Here is a 20,961-nt window from a genome sequence, read left to right as displayed (position 1 = left end):
CGGCGGGCTCGAGGCAGTGCAGGTGGCAGGTCGGAAATCACGGGGCCGGTGCGCAGGGCCCGGAAGCGGGCGGGGATTCACAAGATCCCGGGCAAAACCGGTGGGTTCTTATTGATGAACGAGTGGACCAAGATGAAGCAGAAAGTTTTGGCGTTGGCTATCAAGAGGATGATCTGGGCGGAAATGGCGCTGACGGCCACGCTGGCGGCGCCGGCATTCGCGCAGAGTCAGCCGTCGCCCGGGGGGGCAGAGATTGCGACGGCGGTCGCGCAGGATGCGCCGGTGCCGACCGGTGAGCCGGGCCCGGGAGCCGGCGTGCAGGCCGGTGGCGCGGCGGCGCAGGGCAAGGTCGCGCAGATCAAGCGCTTCGAGGTGACGGGCTCGCTGATCCGCAGTGCAGACAAGGTCGGCTTCAACCAGGTGCAGACCGTCACGGCCAAGGACATCGAGAACAGCGGCTATACGACCGTATCGGATTTCCTGCGCGGCGTGTCGGCGAACTCGTCAAGCAGCTGGGGCGAAGGCTCGGGCGCGCAGGGCAGTTTCGCGCCGGGCGGTGCGGGCATCGCATTGCGCGGCCTCAGCGAAAAGTACACGCTGGTGCTGGTGGACGGGCAGCGCGTGGCACCCTACGCGTTCGCCGTGAACGGCACCGACCAGTTCTTCGACCTGAACACGCTGCCGATCAACATCATCGACCGCATCGAGATCGTCAAGACCGGCGCTGTGTCGCAGTACGGCTCGGATGCCATCGCGGGCGTCGTGAACATCATCACCAAGAAGAACTTCCAGGGGCTCGAGCTTGGCGGCAGCTACGGCGGCGCGACGCAGGGCGGCGGCGGCGCGGGCACGACCCAGTTCAGCATCCTGGGCGGCATCGGCGACCTGAATTCGGATCGCTTCAACGTGACCGCGGCGCTCAGCTACTACAAGTCCAACGGGATTCTGGCGTCCGATCGCGACATGTCGCAGAACCAGAATTTCTCGAATTTCCCCGGCGGCCTGAACAACGAATCGCTGTCGTACTGGCGGCGCAATGGCACCGACGTGCCGCTGTCGCCATGCCCGCGCGGCGGCAAGGCGATTCCGGCCGGCTCGACCGCGCAGGCATTCGGCGAAAGCGGCAGCGTGTGCGGCAACAACACCGCGTACGCATCGTCGATCTCGCCGTGGACCGAACGCTTGAGCGCGAAGGTGCATGCCGACTTCAAGATCAACGACGCGATGCAGGCATTCGCCGACCTGTGGGAAAGCAACAATACGACGGTCACGAACACCGGCGTCGAGCGCCTGCGTTCGAATACGCAGACGTACGATCCCGCGACGGGGGGCGTCAAGCTGGTGCCGAATGTCGTGCCGGGCAGCAATCCGTACAATCCGTTCGGCACGCCGACGCAGCTTCGCTACACGTTCGGAGACACGCAGTCCGTTCGCACGAGCGCGAATTTCTGGCGGGCGGCGACGGGCGTCAAGGGTACCTTCTCCACACCCAAGGTGGGCGACTGGGATTGGTCGGTGGCGTACTCGCACTCGCAGAGCGAGGTGTCGAACGACTTCTCGAACCGGATGCGGGCGTCCGCGCTGGAGAACATCGTTCAGAACGGCGGGTTCGACTTCGCGAATCCGGCCGCGACGCCGCATGGCCTCGATGGCGCCTATGGCAGCACCAGCACGCAGGCGATCACGAAACTCGACTCGGTCGATGCGACGATTGCGACGCCGAACCTGTTCACGCTGCCCACCGGCAACGTCGGACTCGGCCTGGGTACGCAATTCCTGCATGAAACCCAGTACATCGGCACTGGCTCGGGCTGGGCGGACGGCACGCTCATCCGGCCGGCGATGCAGTCGGTCAACGGCCAGCGCAATGTCGCGGCGGTCTACTACCAGCTCGACGTACCGATCCTGAAAAACCTCACCTTCAGCCAGTCGGGCCGCTACGATCACTACAGCGATTTCGGCGGGGCGTTTTCGCCGCGCTTCGCGCTGCGTTTCCAGCCGGTGCGCGAGTTCACGACCTACGCGTCGTACACGCGCGGCTTCCGTGCACCGACGCTGATCGAGAATACGGCGTCACGTACCTTCTCCACGCAAGGCGTGATCGACGCGCACGATCGGAACGCGCCCGGCTCGTACAACCTGACGGAAGAAATCCAGGCGGGCAACCAGAACCTGCAGCCCGAGCGCACGAAGAACTACAACATCGGCTTCCAGCTGTCGCCGACGCGCACGACCGACATCGGCTTCGACTGGTACAAGATCCACGTCGACAACGTGATCGGTACCGACGACGTGCAGAGCGTGGTCGACGCGAACGATCCGTCTCGCGTGATACGCAACCCGAACGGTTCGATCGCGTACGTGGTGATGCCGTACAAGAACCTCTCGCATCTCGACACGGACGGCTTCGAGACGACGTTCCGCCAGTCGGTGAAGACGGCGATCGGCACGTTCACGCTGTCGGGCGACTGGGCGTACGTGTGGCACTTCAAGATGCCGGTGGGCGGCGTCGATACCGACTTCGCGGGCAACAACGGTTCGGTGAACCAGCCGTTCGGCGGCAGCTTCCCGCGCTGGAAGGGCAATACGGACCTGAACTGGAACTACCGGAAGTGGAACACGACGCTGACGTGGATCTACGTGGGCCCGTACAGCCAGGCGATCCTGCCGGCCGGGAACTACCCGAACATGCAGGACAGCGTCGCGTCGTACAGCCAGTTCAACATGACCGTCAGCTATACCGGGTTCAAGCACTGGACGCTGTATGCGGGCATCAACAACATCTTCAACCGCAAGCCGCCGTTCGATCCCGTGTACATGAACGCGGCCTACCAGACCGGCTACGACACGTCGCTGTACACGTACGTCGGCCGCTTTGCGCAGGCCGGTGCGACCTACCGGTTCTGACGGCGCGTGCCCGCGCATGCGGTCGGCCGTTGCGGTCGCCGACCGCATGCGTTTCCGCATTTCGAATCGACATGGCACCGGCCGCGCGCCGGTGCGATCACACGAAGACCGATGATGACAGTATCGATGTTGCATGCGCGGCGCGCGCAGGCGATCGCGGCCCGGGGCGCGATCGCCGTGTGCGCAGCCGCGCTCGCGTACGGCGTCGCGATCGCGAGCGCGGTGGCTGCGCCGGCGATCGCGCAGTTCGGCGCGCCGAAGTATCCGGCGGGATTCACGCATTTCGCGTATGCGGACCCCGACGCGCCGGACGACGGCACGCTGGCCTTTCAGAACTACAACGAAGCGCAGAGCTACGATTCGCTGAACCCGTTCCTCGTGCGCGGCTCGCCCGCACCGGACATCAAGAACCTGATGTTCGACACGCTGATGCAGCGCAGCTGGGATGAGCTCGCATCCGAGTATGCATTGATCGCCGACGACGTTCAGGTCGCGCCCGACGGACTCTCGGCCACGTTCCACATCGATCCGGCCGCACGTTTCTCCAACGGTGACCCGATCACGGCGGACGACGTCAAATACTCGTTCGACACGCTGTCGGGCCCGCAGGCGTCGCCGCTCTTCAACGCGCAGTTTTCGGTGATCCGGCGCGCAGTGGTCGTCGACGGCCACACGGTGCGCTTCGAGTTCAAGCATGCGGAGCGCGACGCCGCGCTGATCGCGGGCGACCTGCCGGTGTTCTCGCCGAAGTGGGGCATGCGGGCCGACGGCACGCGGCCGCCGTTCGACCAGATCGCGACAGTGCCGCCGATCGCGAGCGGCCCTTACCTGATCGAACAGCGCAAGAACGACAAGCAGATCGTCTATGTGCGCAACCCGCGTTACTGGGCCGCGAACCTGCCGTCGCGACGCGGCATGTACCGCTTCGCGCGCGTGTCGTTCAAGCTGTATCTCGACCAGTACACGATGCTGGAGGCATTCAAGGCCGGCGACATCGATGCGCGCATGGAATACAGCGCGACGCAATGGGCACGCCGTTACGTCGGCCGCAATTTCCGCAACGGGATGCTGAAGCAGGGGGAATTCCCGGACGGCCCCGCACAGATGCAGGGCTTTCTGATCAACCTGCGTAAACCGCAGTTCGCCGACGTACGCGTGCGTCATGCATTGACGCTCGCATTCGACTACGACTGGATGAACCGGATGATGTTCTACGGGCAGTACCGCCGCACGGACAGCTTCTGGGCGGCGAGCCCGTTCGGCGCGAAGGGCATGCCGAGCGAGCGCGAGCTGGCGCTGCTCGCGCCGTATCGCGCCGAACTGCCGGCCGAGGTGTTCGGCCCGATGATCCGGCCGCCGTCGACGCTGCCGCCTGGCTCGTTGCGCGCGAACCTGAAGCAGGCGCGCGACCTGCTCGCGCAGGCCGGCTGGCATTTTCGGGACGGTGCGCTGCGCGACGCGAACGGCACGCCGATGACGATCGAGATCATCGACGACCAGCCGGGCATGGACCGGTTGATCCTGCCGTACATCCAGGCGCTCGGCACGCTCGGCATCCGCGCGTCGCTGCACGAGCTCGACAGCGCGCTTTACCAGCGGCGCCTGGACAACTTCCAGTACGACATGACGACCTTCATCTATTCGCCCGTCACGATCCCGGGGGCGGAGCTCGCACGCCGTTTCGGCAGCGCGGCGGCGTCCCAGGTCGGCTCCGAGAACTATCCGGGCGTGAAGTCGAAGGCGGTCGACGCACTGATCCGCGCGGCGCTCGCGGCCGACACGCTCGACGATCTCGAGACGGCCACGCACGCGCTCGACCGCGTGCTGATCAACCTGTACATCCTCGTGCCGCATTACTACCTGCCGAACGCACGGATCGCGTACAAGGCGAGCTACGGACATCCGGCCATCGTTCCGGATTCCTACCAGTACGAGGACTGGATCATCAGCTACTGGTACCGGAAGAAACCGGCGGGCGCCGCGCGGGTTTCCGGTACATGACGGAACGGAGAGCACCACGATGATTGGCTACATATTCCGGCGGCTGCTGCTGATGGTCCCGACGCTGATCGGCGTCGTGACGATCACGTTCGCGGTCACGCAGTTCGTGCCGGGCGGCCCGGTCGAGCAGGTCCTCACGCAGTTGCGCCACGGCAGCGCGCACGGCGGCGAGGCGGGCGGCGGAGGCGGGGGCTACCACGGCAGCCAGGGCGTCGATCCGCAGCAGGTCGAGCAGATCCGCAGGCAGTTCGGCTTCGACAAGCCGCCGCTCGAGCGCTACTGGATGATGCTGAAGGCATACGCGCGATTCGACCTCGGCGACTCGTACTTCGTCCATGCGCGCGTGTGGGACGTGATCCGCTCGAAGCTGCCGGTGTCGATCACGCTCGGGATGTGGACGGTGATTCTCACGTACCTGGTGTCGGTGCCGCTCGGCATCGCGAAGGCGGTGCGCAACGGGTCGCGGTTCGACACCGTGACGAGCGTGCTGGTGCTGGCCGGCTACGCGGTGCCGGGCTTCGTGCTCGGCGTGCTGCTGCTGATGCTGTTCGGCGGCGGCACGTTCTGGCAGGTGTTCCCGATGCGCGGGCTCACGTCCGACAACTTCGACGACCTGACGCTGATCGGAAAGGCGCTCGACTATCTGTGGCACATCGTGATGCCGGTGACGGCGTCGGTCGTCGGCAACTTCGCGATCGTCACGATCCTGACCAAGAACACGTTCCTCGATGAAATCGGCCGGCAGTACGTGCTGACCGCCCGCGCGAAAGGCGTGCCCGAGCGCGACGTGCTGTGGAAGCACGTGCTGCGCAATGCGGCGATCCCGCTGCTGACCGGGCTGCCGGCCGCGTTCGTCGGCGCCTTCCTGAACGGCAACCTGCTGATCGAGACACTGTTCTCGCTCGACGGCATGGGGCAACTGTCTTACGACTCGGTGATCCGCCGCGACTATCCGGTCGTGCTCGGCTCGCTGTTCCTGTTCACGCTCATCGGTCTTCTGACCAAACTCATCGCGGATATCTGCTATGTCCTCGTCGACCCCCGTATCCAGTTCAACAGCCTGGACCGCTGAGCGCGACCGCGCCGGCCAATCGCCGTCGCCGTGGCGGCGCACATGGTTGCGTTTTCGCACGCAGCCGCTCGGCTACTGGAGTTTCGTGATTTTCGTCGCGCTGTTCGCGATCAGCCTGTTCGCCGACGTGCTGTCGAACGACCGTCCGCTCGTGCTGCGATATGGCGGGCACTACGCGTTCCCGATCGTGACGGACTATCCGGAAACGCGCTTTGGCGGCGATTTTCCCGCGAAGACGAACTATCTCGACCCTGCCATTCGCGCGAACCTCGACGCGCGCGGCAACTTCGCGATCTTCCCGCCGAACCGATACCGTTACGACACGATCGACTATTTCGCGTCGCGGCCGTATCCGGCGCCGCCGTCGGCCAGCAACTGGCTCGGCACCGACCAGTTCGGGCGCGACGTGCTCGCGCGGCTGCTGTACGGGTTCCGGCTGTCGGTGCTGATGGCGTTCGCGCTGACCGCGTCGGGCATGCTGATCGGCGTGCTCGCGGGGGCGGTGCAGGGGTTCTACGGCGGGCGCACCGACCTGATCGGCCAGCGCCTGATCGAGATCTGGAGCGCGCTGCCCGACCTGTACCTGCTGATCATCTTCGCGTCGATCTTCACGCCGTCGCTGTGGCTGCTGTTCGTGCTGCTATCGATGTTCGGCTGGCTCGTGCTGTCCGACTACGTCCGCGCCGAATTCCTGCGCAACCGCGCGCTCGACTACGTGAAAGCGGCACGCACGATGGGGCTGTCGAACGCACAGATCATCTGGAGGCACGTGCTGCCGAACAGCCTGACGCCGGTGATCACGTTCCTGCCGTTCCGGATGAGCGCGGCGATCCTGTCGCTGACGAGCCTCGACTTCCTGGGGCTCGGCGTGCCGCCGCCGACACCGAGCCTCGGCGAGCTGCTCAAGCAAGGCAAGAACAATCTCGACGCGTGGTGGATTTCGGTATCGGCTTTCGCGGCGCTGGTCGTCACGCTGCTGCTGCTGACCTTCATTGGCGACGCGCTGCGCAACGCGCTCGATGCACGCACGCGTGGCTCGGCATTTGGCGGAGGCCGGTGATGACGAACCCGTTGCTGGAAATGGATGGCTTCTCCGCCCGATTCGGCGACCGGACGGTCGTGCGCGAGCTGAGCCTGTCGGTCGAACGCGGTGAGCGGGTCGCGCTCGTCGGTGAATCGGGCTCGGGCAAGAGCGTGACCGCGCTGTCGATCATGCGGTTGGTGCGGCAGGCAAGCTTGTCGGGGCGCGTGCTGTTCGACGGTGAGGATCTGCTGACGAAGAGCGAGCGGCAGATGCGCGGCATCCGCGGCGCGGACATCGCGATGGTGTTCCAGGAGCCGATGACGGCGCTCAATCCGCTGTATACGATCGGCCGGCAGATCGCCGAGAGCCTGCGGCTGCACGAAGGGTTGAGGTCGGGTGCGGCGCGGATGCGTGGTATTGAGCTGCTGCGCCGCACCGGGATTCCGGAGCCGGAGCGCCGCATCGACAGCTTTCCGCACCAGTTGTCGGGCGGGCAGCGGCAGCGCGCGATGATCGCGATGGCACTTGCATGCCGGCCGCGGCTGCTGCTCGCGGACGAGCCGACCACCGCGCTCGACGTGACCGTGCGCCAGCAAATCGTCGACCTGTTGCTCGACCTGCAGGAGCAGGAGGCCGCCGCGCGCGGAATGGCCGTGCTGCTGATCACGCACGACCTGAACCTCGTGCGGCGCTTCGCGCAGCGCGTGGCGGTGATGGAGCACGGCGTGCTCGTCGAGGCAAACGAAACCGGGGCGCTGTTCGACGCGCCGCGGCATCCCTATACGCGCCGGCTGCTCGACAGTGCGCCGCGCCGCGCGATCGAGCCGGTCGCGGCCGACGCGCGAACGATCCTTGACGTGCGTGCGCTCGCGGTCGACTACCGGACCACCGCGAAAGGCTGGCGCGCGGTATTCGGGCAGACCGCATTCCGTGCGGTGCACGACGCGCAGCTGAGCTTGCGTCGTGGCGAGACGGTCGGGATCGTCGGCGAGTCGGGTTCGGGGAAATCGACGCTCGCGTCGGCGGTGCTCGGCTTGCAGCGGCCTGCGTCGGGCGAGATCGAGATCGACGGGCTGCCGCTTGCGGCGCTGCGCGCGAAAGCGGAGCGCCGCGCGCTATACGGGCGGCTGCAGGTGGTGTTTCAGGATCCGTTCGGTTCGCTGGCGCCGCGCATGACGATCGAGCAGATCGTCGGCGAAGGGCTCGCGCTGCATCGGCCGGAACTGGCGGGGGCCGCGCGCCGCGCGCGCGTCGCGGCGTTGCTGGAGGAAGTCGGGCTGCCGGCCGACACGATGCTGCGTTATCCGCACGAGTTCTCCGGCGGGCAGCGGCAGCGGATCGCAATTGCGCGGGCGCTGGCGGTGGAGCCCGAGCTGCTCGTGCTCGACGAGCCGACCAGCGCCCTCGACGTATCGATCCAGAAGCAGGTGCTGGCGTTGCTGACGAGCCTGCAGGCCCGGTATCGGCTCAGCTACCTGTTCATCACGCACGATCTGGCCGTGATGCGCGCGATGGCGCACCGCGTGATCGTGATGCAGGCGGGGCGCATCGTCGAAGAAGGTGACACGCTGCAGGTGCTCAATTCGCCGTCACACCCCTACACGCGCGCGCTGCTGGCGTCGTCGATGCTCGACGACGCTGCCGGGGCGCAGATCGTGCAAGCGTGTGCCGGATCGACGGACCGTTCGGCCCGGCTCATCCCCTGAGCCATCAGCCGGACGCGCGCATGGGGCCGACAGGCGAATCAGCTGACGAATGCGTGGCGGAGCGATTGCCGCAAAGCAGCCAGGATCCGCGACAACCGACGGCGTTCAGGCTGCTGCCTTTTGAATCGAGTCGTGCTGCTGTTCACCCCCGAGGCTTTCGACGAGATCGGCGAGCATCCGCGCCAATTCACCCGTCATCAGCGTGACGTCCGAATCGAAGCGCTCATCGTCGTTCTGCGCGGTGGGATCCGCCGCCTCCTTGATCACGTCGAGCGGCGTCACGCGCTTGATCGTCAGCGACGGCGTCAGCACGAACGAGATCCGGTCGTTCCAGGTCATCGCGAGGCGCATGCATTGCTTGCCGGCCTCGATGTGCCGGCGCATGTCGCTCGCTTCCAGCGCGTGGCCGACGTATCGCACCGTGGCGCCGCCTTCGCCGCTCGAACGCAACTCGGCGTCCTGGTCCACGGTGAATCCGCCCGGCGCCTCGCCGGACAGCAGCCAGTCCGTCATCGCGGCAACCGGCGAATGCGCCACTTGAACGCCGGCGAGCGGCAACTGGTCGATCGATTTGACGAGCAGGCCTCGAATCTCGTCGGCGAGCGCCTGTGAAGCCGCATCGATGACGAGCCAGCCGTTCACAGTATCGATCCACACGCGAGTATCGCGGCGAATGCTGAACGCGCGCGGCAGCAGTTCGTCGGTGATCTGCTCCTTGAGTTCGCGCAGCTGCTTTCGTCCGACCTTGAAGCCCTGTTGCTCCTCGACCTCGAGCGCCCGGGCCTTGGTCACCTGATTGATGACCGACGCCGGGAGCAGCTTCTTTTCCGAACGAAACACCAGCAGCATCTGCCGGTTGTTCGAATACACAAGCGCGCCGTCGTCACGCGGCGACGCCCATCCGAAGCGCTGCATCTCGATGCTGTTGCACGGCTGAAACGCATAGGGCGCCAGCCAGGCTTCCATCTGGTCGGGAGTAACGGCCCAGGGGGCCGGAAGACGATGAAGCTGAAGATTCTTGAACCACATGGGCGTACGGGCAAAGCGCATCATTCTATATGACGGCGACGTTTGCCGGCCAGGCGGGGCGTCAAACGTCGATACATCGGCTGAATTTGCCGTTGACGCCGGACGTCTACTTCGCGCGAAAGCCCAACGCCCGATGCCCGTCATGGACAGGATCGCACCGACAGACGCGAGCGTCGAATGCCGGCCTCGGTCGAAGCAGCGGCCCTCCGATCGTGGAGTAGTATTCCCCCATGTCCGGGTTATTGTTCTGCCTCTCTGGCCTACGGCCAGCCCGTCCGTGACGGGGGCAGCAAGCTCGCTGAAGGGCGTGGAAACTGCTTCAACGATACGTGTGGCGGCGTTGGCCATGACAACGGCATCGACGGGAATGCATCATGTCAACCGAGTGGAAGCACCGCGTCAGACTGTTTATCCAGCGTTTCTGGCAGCCGACCAGTGCGTGCATGACCTGCATGCCGGGGAGCTGGGGCAACATCATGAGCGTTGCCCACTGGACTATCGCATTTCATACAGGTCTGCTTACCGGACTCCTGGCCGTCCTTTTGACGTTCACGCCCGTGGCGAAACTCTATGCGCATCGATACGGCAATGCGCTGATCGTCGGCTGCCTGACGACGTTGGGCGACGCCTACTCGCACACGAGTCACTACCGCATCCCCTATCTCGAGCACATCGTGACGGGCGCAATTTCAGGTCTCCTGACGCTGGCGGCCTCCTATCTCCTCGAAGACCGCGCGCGACGCCTTCGGGCGGTATGGGCGCGGGTATTCGGATAGCGTGTCCGTTTCATCGGAGCACTCCAGGAAATCCACCGACGAATACCCACGGCGTCGGGGCGTTCTTGGTGCCCTTCAATGTGTATTTCGCCACCCGTTCGCGCGATGAAACACCCTGGTCTGTCCCAGCGCGGAAATGCCGAGGTAGCCGTGTAGAAGCATCTTCCCGTCCTTGATGGTCGCCTTGCAGGCGGACGTGCGTCCGGATGAGCCGTCGTAGAGAGAGCCGCCGATCCGTTTGCGAAAGACAACCGGATCGTAAGGACTGAGGCTGGATCGCACAGTGACGGATGGCGCCGCTCCCGTTGCGAACGGTGCCATTCGTCGCGGAACGGGAGCGGTGCTGCGGATTGCTTCCCGGCCGCTGCGCTCCCCATGGCGCGAATTGCGACCAGAGTGGCGCCTTTCGTTAGTGCGTCGGCGCCGTGCGGCGAGTAACGTTCACGCTAGTCAGAACTCGGTGAGAGACCACGATGTTTGATAGAAGCAAGAAGACGGCCCTCGTGACGGGGGCCTCCTCGGGCATGGGCAAGGAAATTGCCCGGCAATTGATCCAGGACGGCTTCCAGGTCTACGTGGCTGCACGGAACCTGGACAAGATGATCGACCTCGAACGCCTCGGCGCGAGGCTGCTGCGCATGGACATTTCCCGCGACGCGGAGATCGTGGCGGCCGTCGAGACGATTCTCAAGGAAACCGGGGGCGTGGATGTGCTCGTCAACAACGCCGGGTTTGGGCTGTACGGGCCGGTGGAGGACATCGGCATCGAGGAGGCGCGATACCAGTTCGAGGTCAACGTGTTCGGCACGGCCCGTCTCACGCAGTTGCTCCTGCCCGCCATGCGCGAGAAGGGCAGCGGCACGATCGTCAACATCACGTCGATGGGCGGCAAGATCTATACGCTGCTCGGTGCGTGGTATCACGCGACGAAGCATGCCCTTGAAGGCTGGTCGGATTGCCTGCGGCTCGAACTCGCGCCGTTCGGCATCCGCGTCGTGATCGTGGAGCCCGGCCTGATCGAGACGGGGTTCGGCGACGTGGTTTCGCGCAGCCTGCTGACCCGCTCCGGCAGCGGCGCCTATGCGAAGCTGATCCAGGCTGTCGCGAAGGCGACGCAGCAAGCCTATGGCAACGGACGCGGCACCGACCCGGATGTCATCGCCAACGTCGTATCGCAGGCAGTGCGCGCGAGGAAACCGCGCACGCGATACGTCGCCGGCAAGTACGCGAAACCGATGATCCTGATCCGCGCCTGGTTGGGCGACCGCGTGTTCGACCGCATCATCATGAGCCAGATGCGCTAGGATGATCCGCGCGCCCGCCACGAGCCGGGCGCACGAGCGGCAGGGGCGTTTCCACGCAGGGGTAACGATGGGCGCAGTCATGGCAGACAGATGCAAGATACCGCGGGCGTTCTGGCGCTCGATGGCGCACGCCGGCTTGGCGCCGGCCGCGGTACTGCGTCAGGCCCGGCTACCCGCCACGCTGCACCTGAATCCGCAAGCGCTCGTGAGCACCGACCAGTACTTCGCGCTATGGAAAGCGATCGGGCAGCTGGCGCCCGAGCCCGGTCTGGGCATCGCGCTGGTGACCGGGAGCGAAGCCGCAACGCATCCCCCTTTCATCGTGGCTGCGTTCCATGCGCGAGACTATCGCGACGGCCTCGAGCGGGTCGCCCGCTTCAAGCGGCTCTGCACGCCGGAGTAGTTGCATATCGTCGAAGAGGGAGGCGAATGCATCCTTGCCTCGGCGTGGCCGTACGCAACTGAACCGGAACCCGCCGTTGCGACCGACGTCACGTTCGCGATGCTGCTCGAACTCGGCAGGCGCGGCACCGGGCAACACGTGACGCCGCGTCGCGTGGAGTTCGTTCGTACCGGCCCGAGGGACGAGGTCTACCGCGCGTATTTCGGCTGTCCGATTCGCTACGGTGCTTCGCGCAATGCGCTCGTGCTGAAATCGACCGATCTGGGCCGTCCGTTTCCCGGTCACAATCCTGAACTGCTCGACATGCTGACCCCCGCACTGACGGCGGCGCTGGGGGAAATCGACGCGCGCAGCCCGATCCGCGAGCAGGTGAAAGTCGTACTCAAGCGATGCCTCGCAAGCGGCCGGCCGGAACTGTCGGGCGTCGCGCGCGACCTCGGAATGAGCGAGCGGACGCTGCAACGGCGCATCACGGACGAAGGCACGACGTTCCGGGATCTGCTTGCCGAAGCGCGACAGGAGCTCTGGCGCCGGTTGCTTGCGGACCCGTCCGCGGGAATCGATGAGGTGTCCTGCCTGCTGGGTTACCAGGACACGAGCTCGTTCTATCGCGCGTTCCGCGATTGGGAGGGCATCACCCCGAACCGGTGGCGTGAACTGAATTCGCCGGGCGTTGCGACCGAACCGGTCTGACGCGCGGACATACTGCCCCGAACTTCCCTCCGTAGCCGCGACTGGTTGACGGCTACGCAGAAGCAGGCGCCCAAAGCGCGTCACCTTGTATGACGGTGACGTGCCCCGGACGAAAGATTGCTCAGCGTGCCGAACCAGGTCAGAACGGCGGAACTATCGGCCGGGTTGGCGAGGAAGCGACAGGATTTACTCATATTGTGCGTCGTGTCGGCGTGCACACCGCCATGTTCTTTTCCATACAGTCAAAAAGTTGTCAAACTTCTTCTTGCATGTGGAATCGAGGCAGGGGCGGTAATGAAATGTCGCGATCATTCAGGTGAAAATTTTGACCATCGTTTCATTGCCCGACTGAATGCGGAGGAATTCTTATACCCCAATCTGGCGGCTATCTCCTTGATTGTATATTCCTTTTCCGCAATATACCGCGACGTCAGATCTTGTCGGACAATATCATACAGGTCGCTAAACGATGTCCCCATTTCCTGAAGCTTCCGCTGTAAACTCCGCATTGACATTCCAAGCTTTCTGGATTGCTCTGCGATATCCTGGCACGTAGGGTCATCATACATAAGACCGAGCAGCCGCCCGATGAGGTCGGACGGAACCCAGTGCGCCAGTTCAAATTCACGCTTGGCGCATGCTTTCCTTGCTACTTCGAATTCGATCGGATGGGCGAGCGGAAGGGCAATATCAAGCACCGATGAGCTGAATTCGAGGTAATTTTCGTTGGCCTCGAATTCGATGGGACAGTCAAAATATTCGGCGTAAGAACTCGCGTGTGGCGGCTCGGGAAAAACAAACCCTATTCTGGAAAAATCGGGATTGTGTCCGATCAAATCGCGTATCTGTCGACGTAAGGCGGTAAATACCATATCGGTATTTACGACAAGCAGGTCGGTACGATAGGTATAACCGCCAACTATAATTCTCGCGGTCTCGCCTATTGTGGTTATCCGGATTCTGAAATAACTGATCCCGAGCAACGGGTGCTCGAATCCCATGCGCAGCGCATCGCCCAACGTTGGGCTCACCAGCATTGCGTGGCCGCGCAGGCCGTACGACGTCACCGGGATCGCATATCCGATATGCAGTCCGATCGCGCTGTTGCCGGTCGCTTCCAGCGCATTCGCAAACAGGACCATTTCCTGTGCATGCGTCACCATTGCACCGGGCCGCTCGATGTCTGCAGGAGAAATGCCGGTGCCTTTCAGCAAGACGTCGACCGGAACACCCATGCGCTTCATCAAATCGAGCGTGATGAAGATGGTGTGCAGTGGCGCTGGACATTGCGCAGCAGTGCGGCGAATCGCGTCGGCTACCGGCTTCATTCGACTCCTTGGATTCTAGTCCACAAGCAATTTTGTAAATACGACCTGACACCCGTACTCGTCCAATTCGCCGCGCTTCCACCCAAGACGCTGGTAAAAGCCATCGGCCCGCGAGCCTGGATCGGTCACAAGGGTGACATGATTCACTCCCTTGTCTTTCAGCCATGCAAGCGCACGGGCAAGCAGCTCGCGGCCGATGCCGACACCATGGAACTGAGGTGCCACAAACAAGGCCGAGATGAACGGCGTCTCGGTGATGACTGGCAGACAGACCCCGGCGACCTCGTCGCCACATTCACAGATCCAGCCACCTCCCTGCCTGATTTTCTCGATCAGGAGGTTGCGGTTCAGAAGATGAACCTGGTGGGGATGGATTCTATTCTCGCTCACGGAGAATCGCACATCATAAAAAGCGCCGACGTCGCGCTCAGTCATCGGTCGGTATTCTAGCTGCTCAGCAGTGGCCATGTTTTTACCGTCTCTCTTCTCGTTATGTGAAATTTACGTGGCGAAACTCGGATAACTATCTCACGATTTTTGCAAATTCTCCAACGAACGTGATCGCGGGTGTCAGATAGCCGTGGTGGTCAACTGAGCACCATAACGAACATCCGTCAACAGAATTATTGTGAGTGTTATTGATCCGTTTGAAGTGTGTCGCTTGTTGTTCGCGATGGCGCAGTTGGCGCTGCATGGCAACCGTGGCATCCACGTGTTCGCTCCGGAGGCTGGAGTCAAGCGATTCTGCCGACGACGTCGTCGCACACCCCGCGAATTACCGGTTTGGCGTCGGCGCATGGCGCTGTGCACCGTGACCGAACATTTAGACGAAATGTTCGGTTAGCCCCGAAAATTGTGGATGGCGCTCTCAGTAAGACTCGAGCGCGGAAATTTCTATATATGCAATAATCCGCAATAAAATACATTTCCTCAAATTTATAATGGAAATGGCACACAGGGATAACACATTGGCGTGATCGGCACACATGCCGACTATAAATGACGCCATCGATTTGGTACGCTTCTTGCCAATCGAACTGAATGATTTGAGGTAGTTGGCGGTGCGCCGAGTCCCAATACTCAATCTGCTGAAATCATGGCGGCCAATGACCAGCCCGACGGCGCTCGTCATGATCGCGGGCGTTGTCCTTCCGATGATCGTTCTGGCAGTGGTCTCGCTCAGTGCACCGCGCGACTTCGGCGGCGTCTCGTGGGGCGACTTCACTGCCGGGGCATACGAGCGGATTCTCTTCGATCGGGACTGGGATGGGGGACGCGTCCTTCAGCAGGGTTATCTCGCCATTTTCATCAGGTCGATGACCATGGCCGTACTGACCACCGCGGGATGTCTGCTGATCGCGTTCCCGACGGCGCTGTTCATGGCGACGCGCTCCCTGAAGTGGAAGGCCACGTTGCTGATCCTGGTCACGATCCCGTTTTGGACCTGCGTCGTCGTCCAGATGTACGGATTGATCATCGTCATTGCGGACGACGGCCTCTTGAATCAGATGTTGTCCCGAGCCGGCCTCATGCATGGCCCGCTCGGATTGCTCTACACCGATCTTGCGACGCTGATCGGTCTCGTTTATGCATTCACCCCGTTCATGGTCCTGCCGATCTTCGCTGCGCTTGATGACTTCGACTGGCGGTTGGCCGAAGCGGCCTACGATCTGGGGGCACACAAGCCGGCGGTACTGGTCCATGTCGTCGTACCGTGTTGCCGTCCGGGCATCATGGCAGGAATCGGGCTCGTCTTTGTTCCGGCGCTGGGTTCCTATACGATCCCAGGGCTGCTCGGCGGTAACCACGCTTTCATGATCGGCAATCTGATCGACTTCCAGTTTGCCGGCGGACGGGATTGGCCTTTGGGCGCCGCGATGTCGTTCGCGTTGCTCGCCGCTGTGCTTCTGGCGATGCTCGCGTCTCGACTAGGTTCGCTCTTCCAACGGCAGGAGCGCGTTCATGATTTCGCCTGAACTGCGCCGGTTTCCGCTGACCGCAACGATCGCGTGCGCGGTGCTGGTGTTCCTCTATCTGCCAATGCTGACCGTGATGGCGATGAGCTTCAACGTCGGCCCGTCGGCCCTCATATGGGACGGGTTTGGCATTCGAGGTTACGTCGAGGCCTGGTCCGATCCGACACTGGTCCGCGCCGCGAAGAATTCACTGTTGCTGGCGCTGGCGTCGACGGTGCTCTCCACCACGCTCGCGACGAGCGCGGCGGTCGCCTGGTGGTCGAGAAGTGACCGGCGTGGTTTCGATTCGGTCGGACTCGTCATTGCGCTTCCGCTCGCGATACCTGAAATCGTGCTGGCGATCGCGACCATGATGCTGTTCTCGATGTTCGAGTCAGAGCTTGGATTCGGCGCTGTTCTGTTTGCTCATGTGGTGTTCAGTGTGCCGCTGGCCTATCTGCCGATCAAAGCCAGACTCAAGACGATCGATCGCACGCTGCTCGAGGCGGCCGCGGACCTGTCGGCCACGCCATGGGCTGCATTTCGGCAAATTACTGCGCCTTTGGCTCTGCCCGGCATCGTCGCAGGGGCTTTGCTGTCATTCGTCGCGTCGATGAATGATTACGTCACCAGCTACTTTCTCGCCGGCGCCGGCATGACCACATTGCCGATGTACATCTTCGGTGCATTGAAGATCGGAATCACACCCAAGGTCAGCGCCGTGTCAACCGTCGTCATCGGCCTGTCGACAATACAACTGACGGTAGTCTGGATCATCGGTGCGCGAGGTAAAAGAAGATCCAGGGCCGAGCAGTCCGAGATACACCACGCCAATCTCCACGCAATAGGAACAGCATGAAAAAAACAATCGGAGCGATGTTGCTTCTTGCCGCTGTCACGACCCAGGCCGCCGAGCTACATATCGGAAGCTGGCCGAACATCCTGCCTGTCAATTTGCTCAAGAAGTTCCAGGCTGATACCGGCATCGAGACGACACTCGACACCTATGCGAGCGATGCAGCGCTGACCCAGAAACTGCAGGCAGGAGGAGGGGGGTACGACGTTGTGGTCGCCGGAGACTACTACGTTCCGGTGCTCGTGAAGTCCGGCCTTCTGCTCAAGCTCGACAAGCGCAAGTTGCCGAATGTCGCAAACATCAAGCCTGAGTACCGTCATCCGTCGTTCGATCCCCAGCGGGACTACGCGATGCCCTTCACGGTCGTCCTGACCGGGTTTGCTTACGACAGCGCGCGTGTGCCGGGCGGACGCCTCGACGATAGCTGGAAGTCGTTCTTCGAGCCCCCCGTCGCACTTCGCGGCGAGGTCGGCGATCTGGACGTCGAGGAGGAACTGTACATGGCAGCGAGCTGGTATCTGGGACAGGATGAATGCACCGAGCGCCCCGATGATGCGAAACGCGTCCTCGACGTACTGCAGAAGCAGAAACCATTCGTGAAGACCTATAGCAACGACGGAACGGTCGATCGTCTCGCGTCCAGGCAAATCATCGTGCAGCACGTCTGGAACGGTGCGGCTGCGCGAGCACAGGATCGCTTGCCGACTATCCGATTCGTGTATCCGAAAGAGGGCGTCCGACTGTTCATGGACAGCCTGCTTGTTCCGGCAAAAGCGCGAAATGTCGACTCGGCTTACAAGTTCATCGACTGGATGATGCGACCCGAGAACATCGCGCTGGTGACGAACGCGCTACGGTACAGCAACGAGATTATCGGATCGGAGCGCTACATTGATCCTGCGCTGCATGACAATCCTGCAATCAAGACGCCGGAGCAGTATAAGGATCGACTCAAGCCTTACAAGATGTGTTCACCTGCAGCGATTCAACTGCGTAACAAGGTCTGGCTGAAGCTGAAGGGAAATCAATGAAGCGCGCTGAACGTCGATGGCGTCCCGGATGACCGATCCGCTCTGGCAGAAGTGGAGTCGATCGTGAACGAGGCGCGCCGCGCAAGCGCGCCAGCCACTGCCTCTGCCCGAATCACCCAATGCGGTCGTCGTCCCCAACGGGGATCGAACACCAGGGCACGAAGCCGGTAATCTGTCGCCGACCCTGCCTGTGTTCGGCGACTCGCGAGATCTCAGCGCAGGCGGTTCGCGATCCCCCTCTCGATCGCGCTTTTGATTTCATACGGGTGTGGTGCGTCTGATTCATATAATTCGCATCCCTATATTTAACGATCGCAACATCCGAGAACCAAGGTGAGTGCTTGGCGCTCTTCTCTTCGAGAATACGATATGCAAAGCTACCGTGATTTGAAAGAGCAGATTCAGGAACTTCAAAAGCAGGCTGAGCTTGCTCGCACACAGGAATTGGCGAGTGCGGTTAAGGAAATACAAAAATTGATCGAGGAATTCGACCTGATGCCCGAGGACCTGTTCTCTGAACGCAAGCTCAAGCTGCGTCGCGGCAAGCGTCGCGGCCCGGCCACTGTAAAGTATCGTGATCCGGAGTCTGGCGCCTTATGGAGTGGGCGGGGACGAGAGCCTCGGTGGATCGCTGGCCGGGCAAGGGAACAGTTCCTGATCCACCGGTCGAATTGGATCGCGGAGCCGGCGGCATCATCGGCAACCGATGCACTGAGTTGACTTGCCATGCCATCGTCCGTCGTCACGCATCATCCCGAATACGGTCGTTGGCCACTGAGTGCCGGTCCGGTTCATGCATAGGCTTATGCCCTGCCATGTCCATATCCATGTCGCTCGACCGAATTCGCGTTGCGTTGGGACGCATTCGTGCTCGGGTTTCGAGTTGCATTCCTGCGGCGAATCGCAAGCCAATCGGCTTTCAATCGTCGAGCGATCTTGTCGAGGATCCGAGCGGGGCCGATGTGGTCCTCGCCGCTACCATTTCTGCCGTCAGAGCGGAAGCGAGTGTCTCCGAACTCGAAAGTCTCGAAGTTCGGCACGCGAGGCTGCCGACCGCGCATTTTCCGAGCACTCGCGCTCACGTAGACCTGATCGGCTCACGTGTCCGGAAAGCTCAGTTCCACGCCGCGCGCGCCCGCGCCCACGCCAACGCTGCGGTTTTGATTTTCATGGGCGGAACGGAGGATCACTTGGGTTCGCCGTTGGAAGACCTCAAGCGCCACGCGGAGCAAGCGAAACAGGCGCAAGTACTCGCAAGTGATCTCCTGGAAATTTCGCTTACCTTAGAGCGCAGGGAAAAATCTCGTTCCCTGCGATGCCGATGAAGACACGTTTCAAAGTCCGGCCTCTCGGAGTCAAGGGCGTAAGCGTGTTCTTTTCCGTTACATGAAGCGACCCCGCGAAGGAATGCCTGTGAGCTTGGCCGGGACCGACAACGGTGCTGGCAATATCCGCTGCGCCGCGATGGTCGTGTTCGCGACGATCGTGATGAAGTGGCTGCATTGATGCGCGCCGCGTTGCCGGGCGGTATGGGCAAGGCGTGATTGCCGGAATGATGGACGACCGCACGTTCCCGCGTACAACACGCTTCGCTTCCCGCAAACATTGAACGACAGAATGTGCCGGCATCGATTTCGACGCCGGCACATTCAGCGTACCGGCCGAAACGCTGCCGCGGGCCGCGGTCGGCATCGCAACGGAGTCGTATCGCGATTCGATGAGAATTTCAACGTGTCGCGTCACCCGCGCGAAACGCAGCGACGCGTTACGCGTCGTGCCCGCGCGAGGCTTGTTTCACGTCGCGGCCACGAACCCCGTCATACCGCTGCGCGCATTGGCGTCGGCCGCGAGGCGTCGTTCCGGTTCCGTCGCATGGATGCGATCCCATGCAAGTACCTTGGGGGGCATCAGCCGGTGCCAAAGCGGCGGAATCATCGCGACGACGATCGTCGTCAGGTAGCCGCCGATTATCATCGGCGCATCGGCAAACGGCTTGAGATCCTGATAGGGCACTTCGCCCTGAGCATGATGATGCGAATGGCGCGTCAGGTTGAACATCGACCGTGAACTGCTCGTTCGAGCCGCAGAGAACCGAGAACATGGGCCCGCCAGCCCAACGTCGGCACGTGGAGCAGTGACACAAACCAACTTCGTGGTGGTTCTGGGGCGTCACTTCGATCGCGCCGCACAGGCGAGTGCCTTTCATACCCACTCCCTACAAGTTAGTCGCGGCATCGGATGGGTAGCCCGCCCGTACGTCAAGCAAGGCTGGTGTGCGCCAGCCTTGCCTTTAGCCAGATTTAGCCTTCCTGCGGTTTGCGCCAGTCGTCCGATGCCTCGGTGCCGGCGATGGGGTGAGTCCAGGTGATCTTGCGGTAAGCCATGGCCACCTTGACCAGTTGCGTGTACGCAGCCTTGTCCGGATCCTGCGCATGCGGCAGCACCGTGTTGATGTTGACGATGGTGGCGTCTTCGAGCTTGGTGGTGAAGAAGTGCTCCTGCTTGCCTTCGGTCGAGGTGCGGTACCACTTCACTTCCACTTCGGGGAGCATTTCACCGGAGGCCAGAGCCTGGTACAGCAGCGGCGTGGCCTTGTTCAGCGGCGAGGTGAAGATGAACGGCTTGTGCACCCGCTGGCCCGAGGGCTGGCCGCTCTGCGGGTCGGTCGGGGTAGCGATCAGGTGCTCGATTTCCTGAACCAGGATCTGGTCTTCGTGGCCTTCCTGGTAGACGTTGCCGACGGAATCGGCGGTGAAGGCGCCTTTGGTGATGTTGCCTTGGGTCTTGCCCTGGATGCTGATATAGGCGGGTGTAGGCATTGCTTTACTCCGTTTTGTTATGGCGGGCCCCCATGGCCCGATGCGCCATCAGTGATA

18 protein-coding genes and 2 pseudogenes are annotated in these 20,961 nt (G+C 62.5%); 14 read left to right on the top strand and 6 right to left on the bottom strand.

The features are described from left to right. Positions 1-132 precede the first annotated feature (132 nt). The 5 genes from ABIC51_RS38400 (at position 133) to ABIC51_RS38380 (ending at position 8,710) form a co-directional block, all read left to right on the top strand. Complete coding sequence (locus ABIC51_RS38400) at positions 133-2,907, top strand: TonB-dependent receptor (RefSeq protein ID WP_354007018.1); 2,775 nt, start codon at positions 133-135, stop codon at positions 2,905-2,907. Positions 2,908-3,021: 114 nt separating this feature from the next. Further along, positions 3,022-4,908 carry an extracellular solute-binding protein gene (locus tag ABIC51_RS38395; protein ID WP_175854673.1) on the top strand — a complete coding sequence of 629 codons (1,887 nt, stop codon included), beginning with the start codon at positions 3,022-3,024 and terminating at the stop codon, positions 4,906-4,908. Between the two features lie 19 nt (positions 4,909-4,927). Beyond that, positions 4,928-5,980 carry a microcin C ABC transporter permease YejB gene (locus ABIC51_RS38390; RefSeq protein WP_027792453.1) on the top strand — a complete coding sequence of 351 codons (1,053 nt, stop codon included), beginning with the start codon at positions 4,928-4,930 and terminating at the stop codon, positions 5,978-5,980. After that, positions 5,934-7,040 (top strand): ABC transporter permease, encoded by a 1,107-nt coding sequence (locus ABIC51_RS38385; RefSeq protein WP_226161522.1) that lies wholly within the window; start codon positions 5,934-5,936, stop codon positions 7,038-7,040. Before ABIC51_RS38390 ends, ABIC51_RS38385 begins: the two co-directional genes overlap by 47 nt. After that, complete coding sequence (locus tag ABIC51_RS38380) at positions 7,040-8,710, top strand: ABC transporter ATP-binding protein (RefSeq protein ID WP_226161524.1); 1,671 nt, start codon at positions 7,040-7,042, stop codon at positions 8,708-8,710. The genes ABIC51_RS38385 and ABIC51_RS38380 overlap by 1 nt, the downstream gene beginning before the upstream one ends. Before the next feature lie 105 nt (positions 8,711-8,815). Here ABIC51_RS38380 and ABIC51_RS38375 read toward each other — a convergent pair whose 3' ends face one another. After that, entirely contained in the window at positions 8,816-9,739 is a 924-nt protein-coding gene (locus ABIC51_RS38375) for a recombination-associated protein RdgC (protein ID WP_060060985.1), read from the bottom strand. Positions 9,740-10,113: 374 nt separating this feature from the next. Here ABIC51_RS38375 and ABIC51_RS38370 point away from each other — a divergent pair, with 374 nt between their 5' ends. The 4 genes and pseudogenes from ABIC51_RS38370 to ABIC51_RS38355 all read left to right on the top strand — a co-directional run bounded on the left by ABIC51_RS38370 (position 10,114) and on the right by ABIC51_RS38355 (position 12,915). After that, a complete protein-coding gene (locus ABIC51_RS38370) occupies positions 10,114-10,515 on the top strand; it encodes a hypothetical protein (protein WP_021157904.1) in 402 nt (133 codons plus the stop codon). A 473-nt stretch (positions 10,516-10,988) separates the two neighbouring features. After that, complete coding sequence (locus tag ABIC51_RS38365; RefSeq protein WP_027792457.1) at positions 10,989-11,819, top strand: oxidoreductase; 831 nt, start codon at positions 10,989-10,991, stop codon at positions 11,817-11,819. 1 nt (position 11,820) lies between these two features. Then, positions 11,821-12,483 (top strand): annotated as a pseudogene (locus ABIC51_RS38360) (AraC family transcriptional regulator ligand-binding domain-containing protein); the annotation flags it as partial. Positions 12,484-12,525: 42 nt separating this feature from the next. Next, positions 12,526-12,915: a helix-turn-helix domain-containing protein gene (locus ABIC51_RS38355; protein ID WP_226129078.1), complete on the top strand. Its 390-nt coding sequence runs from the start codon at positions 12,526-12,528 to the stop codon at positions 12,913-12,915. Positions 12,916-13,223: 308 nt separating this feature from the next. On the opposite strand, the gene ABIC51_RS38350 is transcribed toward ABIC51_RS38355, so the two are convergent. Then, positions 13,224-14,243, bottom strand: coding sequence for an AraC family transcriptional regulator (locus ABIC51_RS38350; protein WP_175900499.1), 1,020 nt, complete (start codon positions 14,241-14,243; stop codon positions 13,224-13,226). 15 nt (positions 14,244-14,258) lie between these two features. Further along, positions 14,259-14,711, bottom strand: coding sequence for a GNAT family N-acetyltransferase (locus ABIC51_RS38345; RefSeq protein ID WP_174392205.1), 453 nt, complete (start codon positions 14,709-14,711; stop codon positions 14,259-14,261). Between the two features lie 638 nt (positions 14,712-15,349). On the opposite strand from ABIC51_RS38345, the gene ABIC51_RS38340 reads away from it, so the two are divergent. From ABIC51_RS38340 to ABIC51_RS38320, 5 genes are all read left to right on the top strand, one after another. Then, positions 15,350-16,219 (top strand): ABC transporter permease, encoded by an 870-nt coding sequence (locus tag ABIC51_RS38340; protein ID WP_049097966.1) that lies wholly within the window; start codon positions 15,350-15,352, stop codon positions 16,217-16,219. After that, a complete protein-coding gene (locus ABIC51_RS38335; protein ID WP_027792462.1) occupies positions 16,206-17,057 on the top strand; it encodes an ABC transporter permease in 852 nt (283 codons plus the stop codon). Before ABIC51_RS38340 ends, ABIC51_RS38335 begins: the two co-directional genes overlap by 14 nt. Then, on the top strand, positions 17,054-18,085 hold the full coding sequence (locus tag ABIC51_RS38330) for an extracellular solute-binding protein (RefSeq protein WP_059695812.1): 1,032 nt from the start codon (positions 17,054-17,056) through the stop codon (positions 18,083-18,085). The genes ABIC51_RS38335 and ABIC51_RS38330 overlap by 4 nt, the downstream gene beginning before the upstream one ends. A 369-nt stretch (positions 18,086-18,454) precedes the next feature. Next, a complete protein-coding gene (locus ABIC51_RS38325) occupies positions 18,455-18,805 on the top strand; it encodes an H-NS histone family protein (protein WP_049097964.1) in 351 nt (116 codons plus the stop codon). Between the two features lie 95 nt (positions 18,806-18,900). Beyond that, positions 18,901-19,410, top strand: coding sequence for a hypothetical protein (locus ABIC51_RS38320; RefSeq protein ID WP_175900504.1), 510 nt, complete (start codon positions 18,901-18,903; stop codon positions 19,408-19,410). Positions 19,411-19,879: 469 nt separating this feature from the next. On the opposite strand, the gene ABIC51_RS38315 is transcribed toward ABIC51_RS38320, so the two are convergent. The 3 genes and pseudogenes from ABIC51_RS38315 to ABIC51_RS38310 form a co-directional block, all read right to left on the bottom strand. Beyond that, positions 19,880-20,143: a hypothetical protein gene (locus ABIC51_RS38315; RefSeq protein ID WP_226129056.1), complete on the bottom strand. Its 264-nt coding sequence runs from the start codon at positions 20,141-20,143 to the stop codon at positions 19,880-19,882. A 52-nt stretch (positions 20,144-20,195) separates the two neighbouring features. Continuing rightward, a pseudogene (locus ABIC51_RS40960) lies at positions 20,196-20,291 on the bottom strand (GFA family protein); the annotation flags it as partial. A 94-nt stretch (positions 20,292-20,385) separates the two neighbouring features. Then, a complete protein-coding gene (locus ABIC51_RS38310) occupies positions 20,386-20,904 on the bottom strand; it encodes an Hcp family type VI secretion system effector (protein WP_060175116.1) in 519 nt (172 codons plus the stop codon). Between the last annotated feature and the right edge of the window lie 57 nt (positions 20,905-20,961).

This window comes from Burkholderia sp. 572, assembly GCF_040545135.1.
Classification (GTDB): domain Bacteria; phylum Pseudomonadota; class Gammaproteobacteria; order Burkholderiales; family Burkholderiaceae; genus Burkholderia; species Burkholderia cepacia.
The sequence above is the reverse complement of the archived record's forward strand: the minus strand, read 5'-3'. Positions and strand labels throughout refer to the sequence as shown.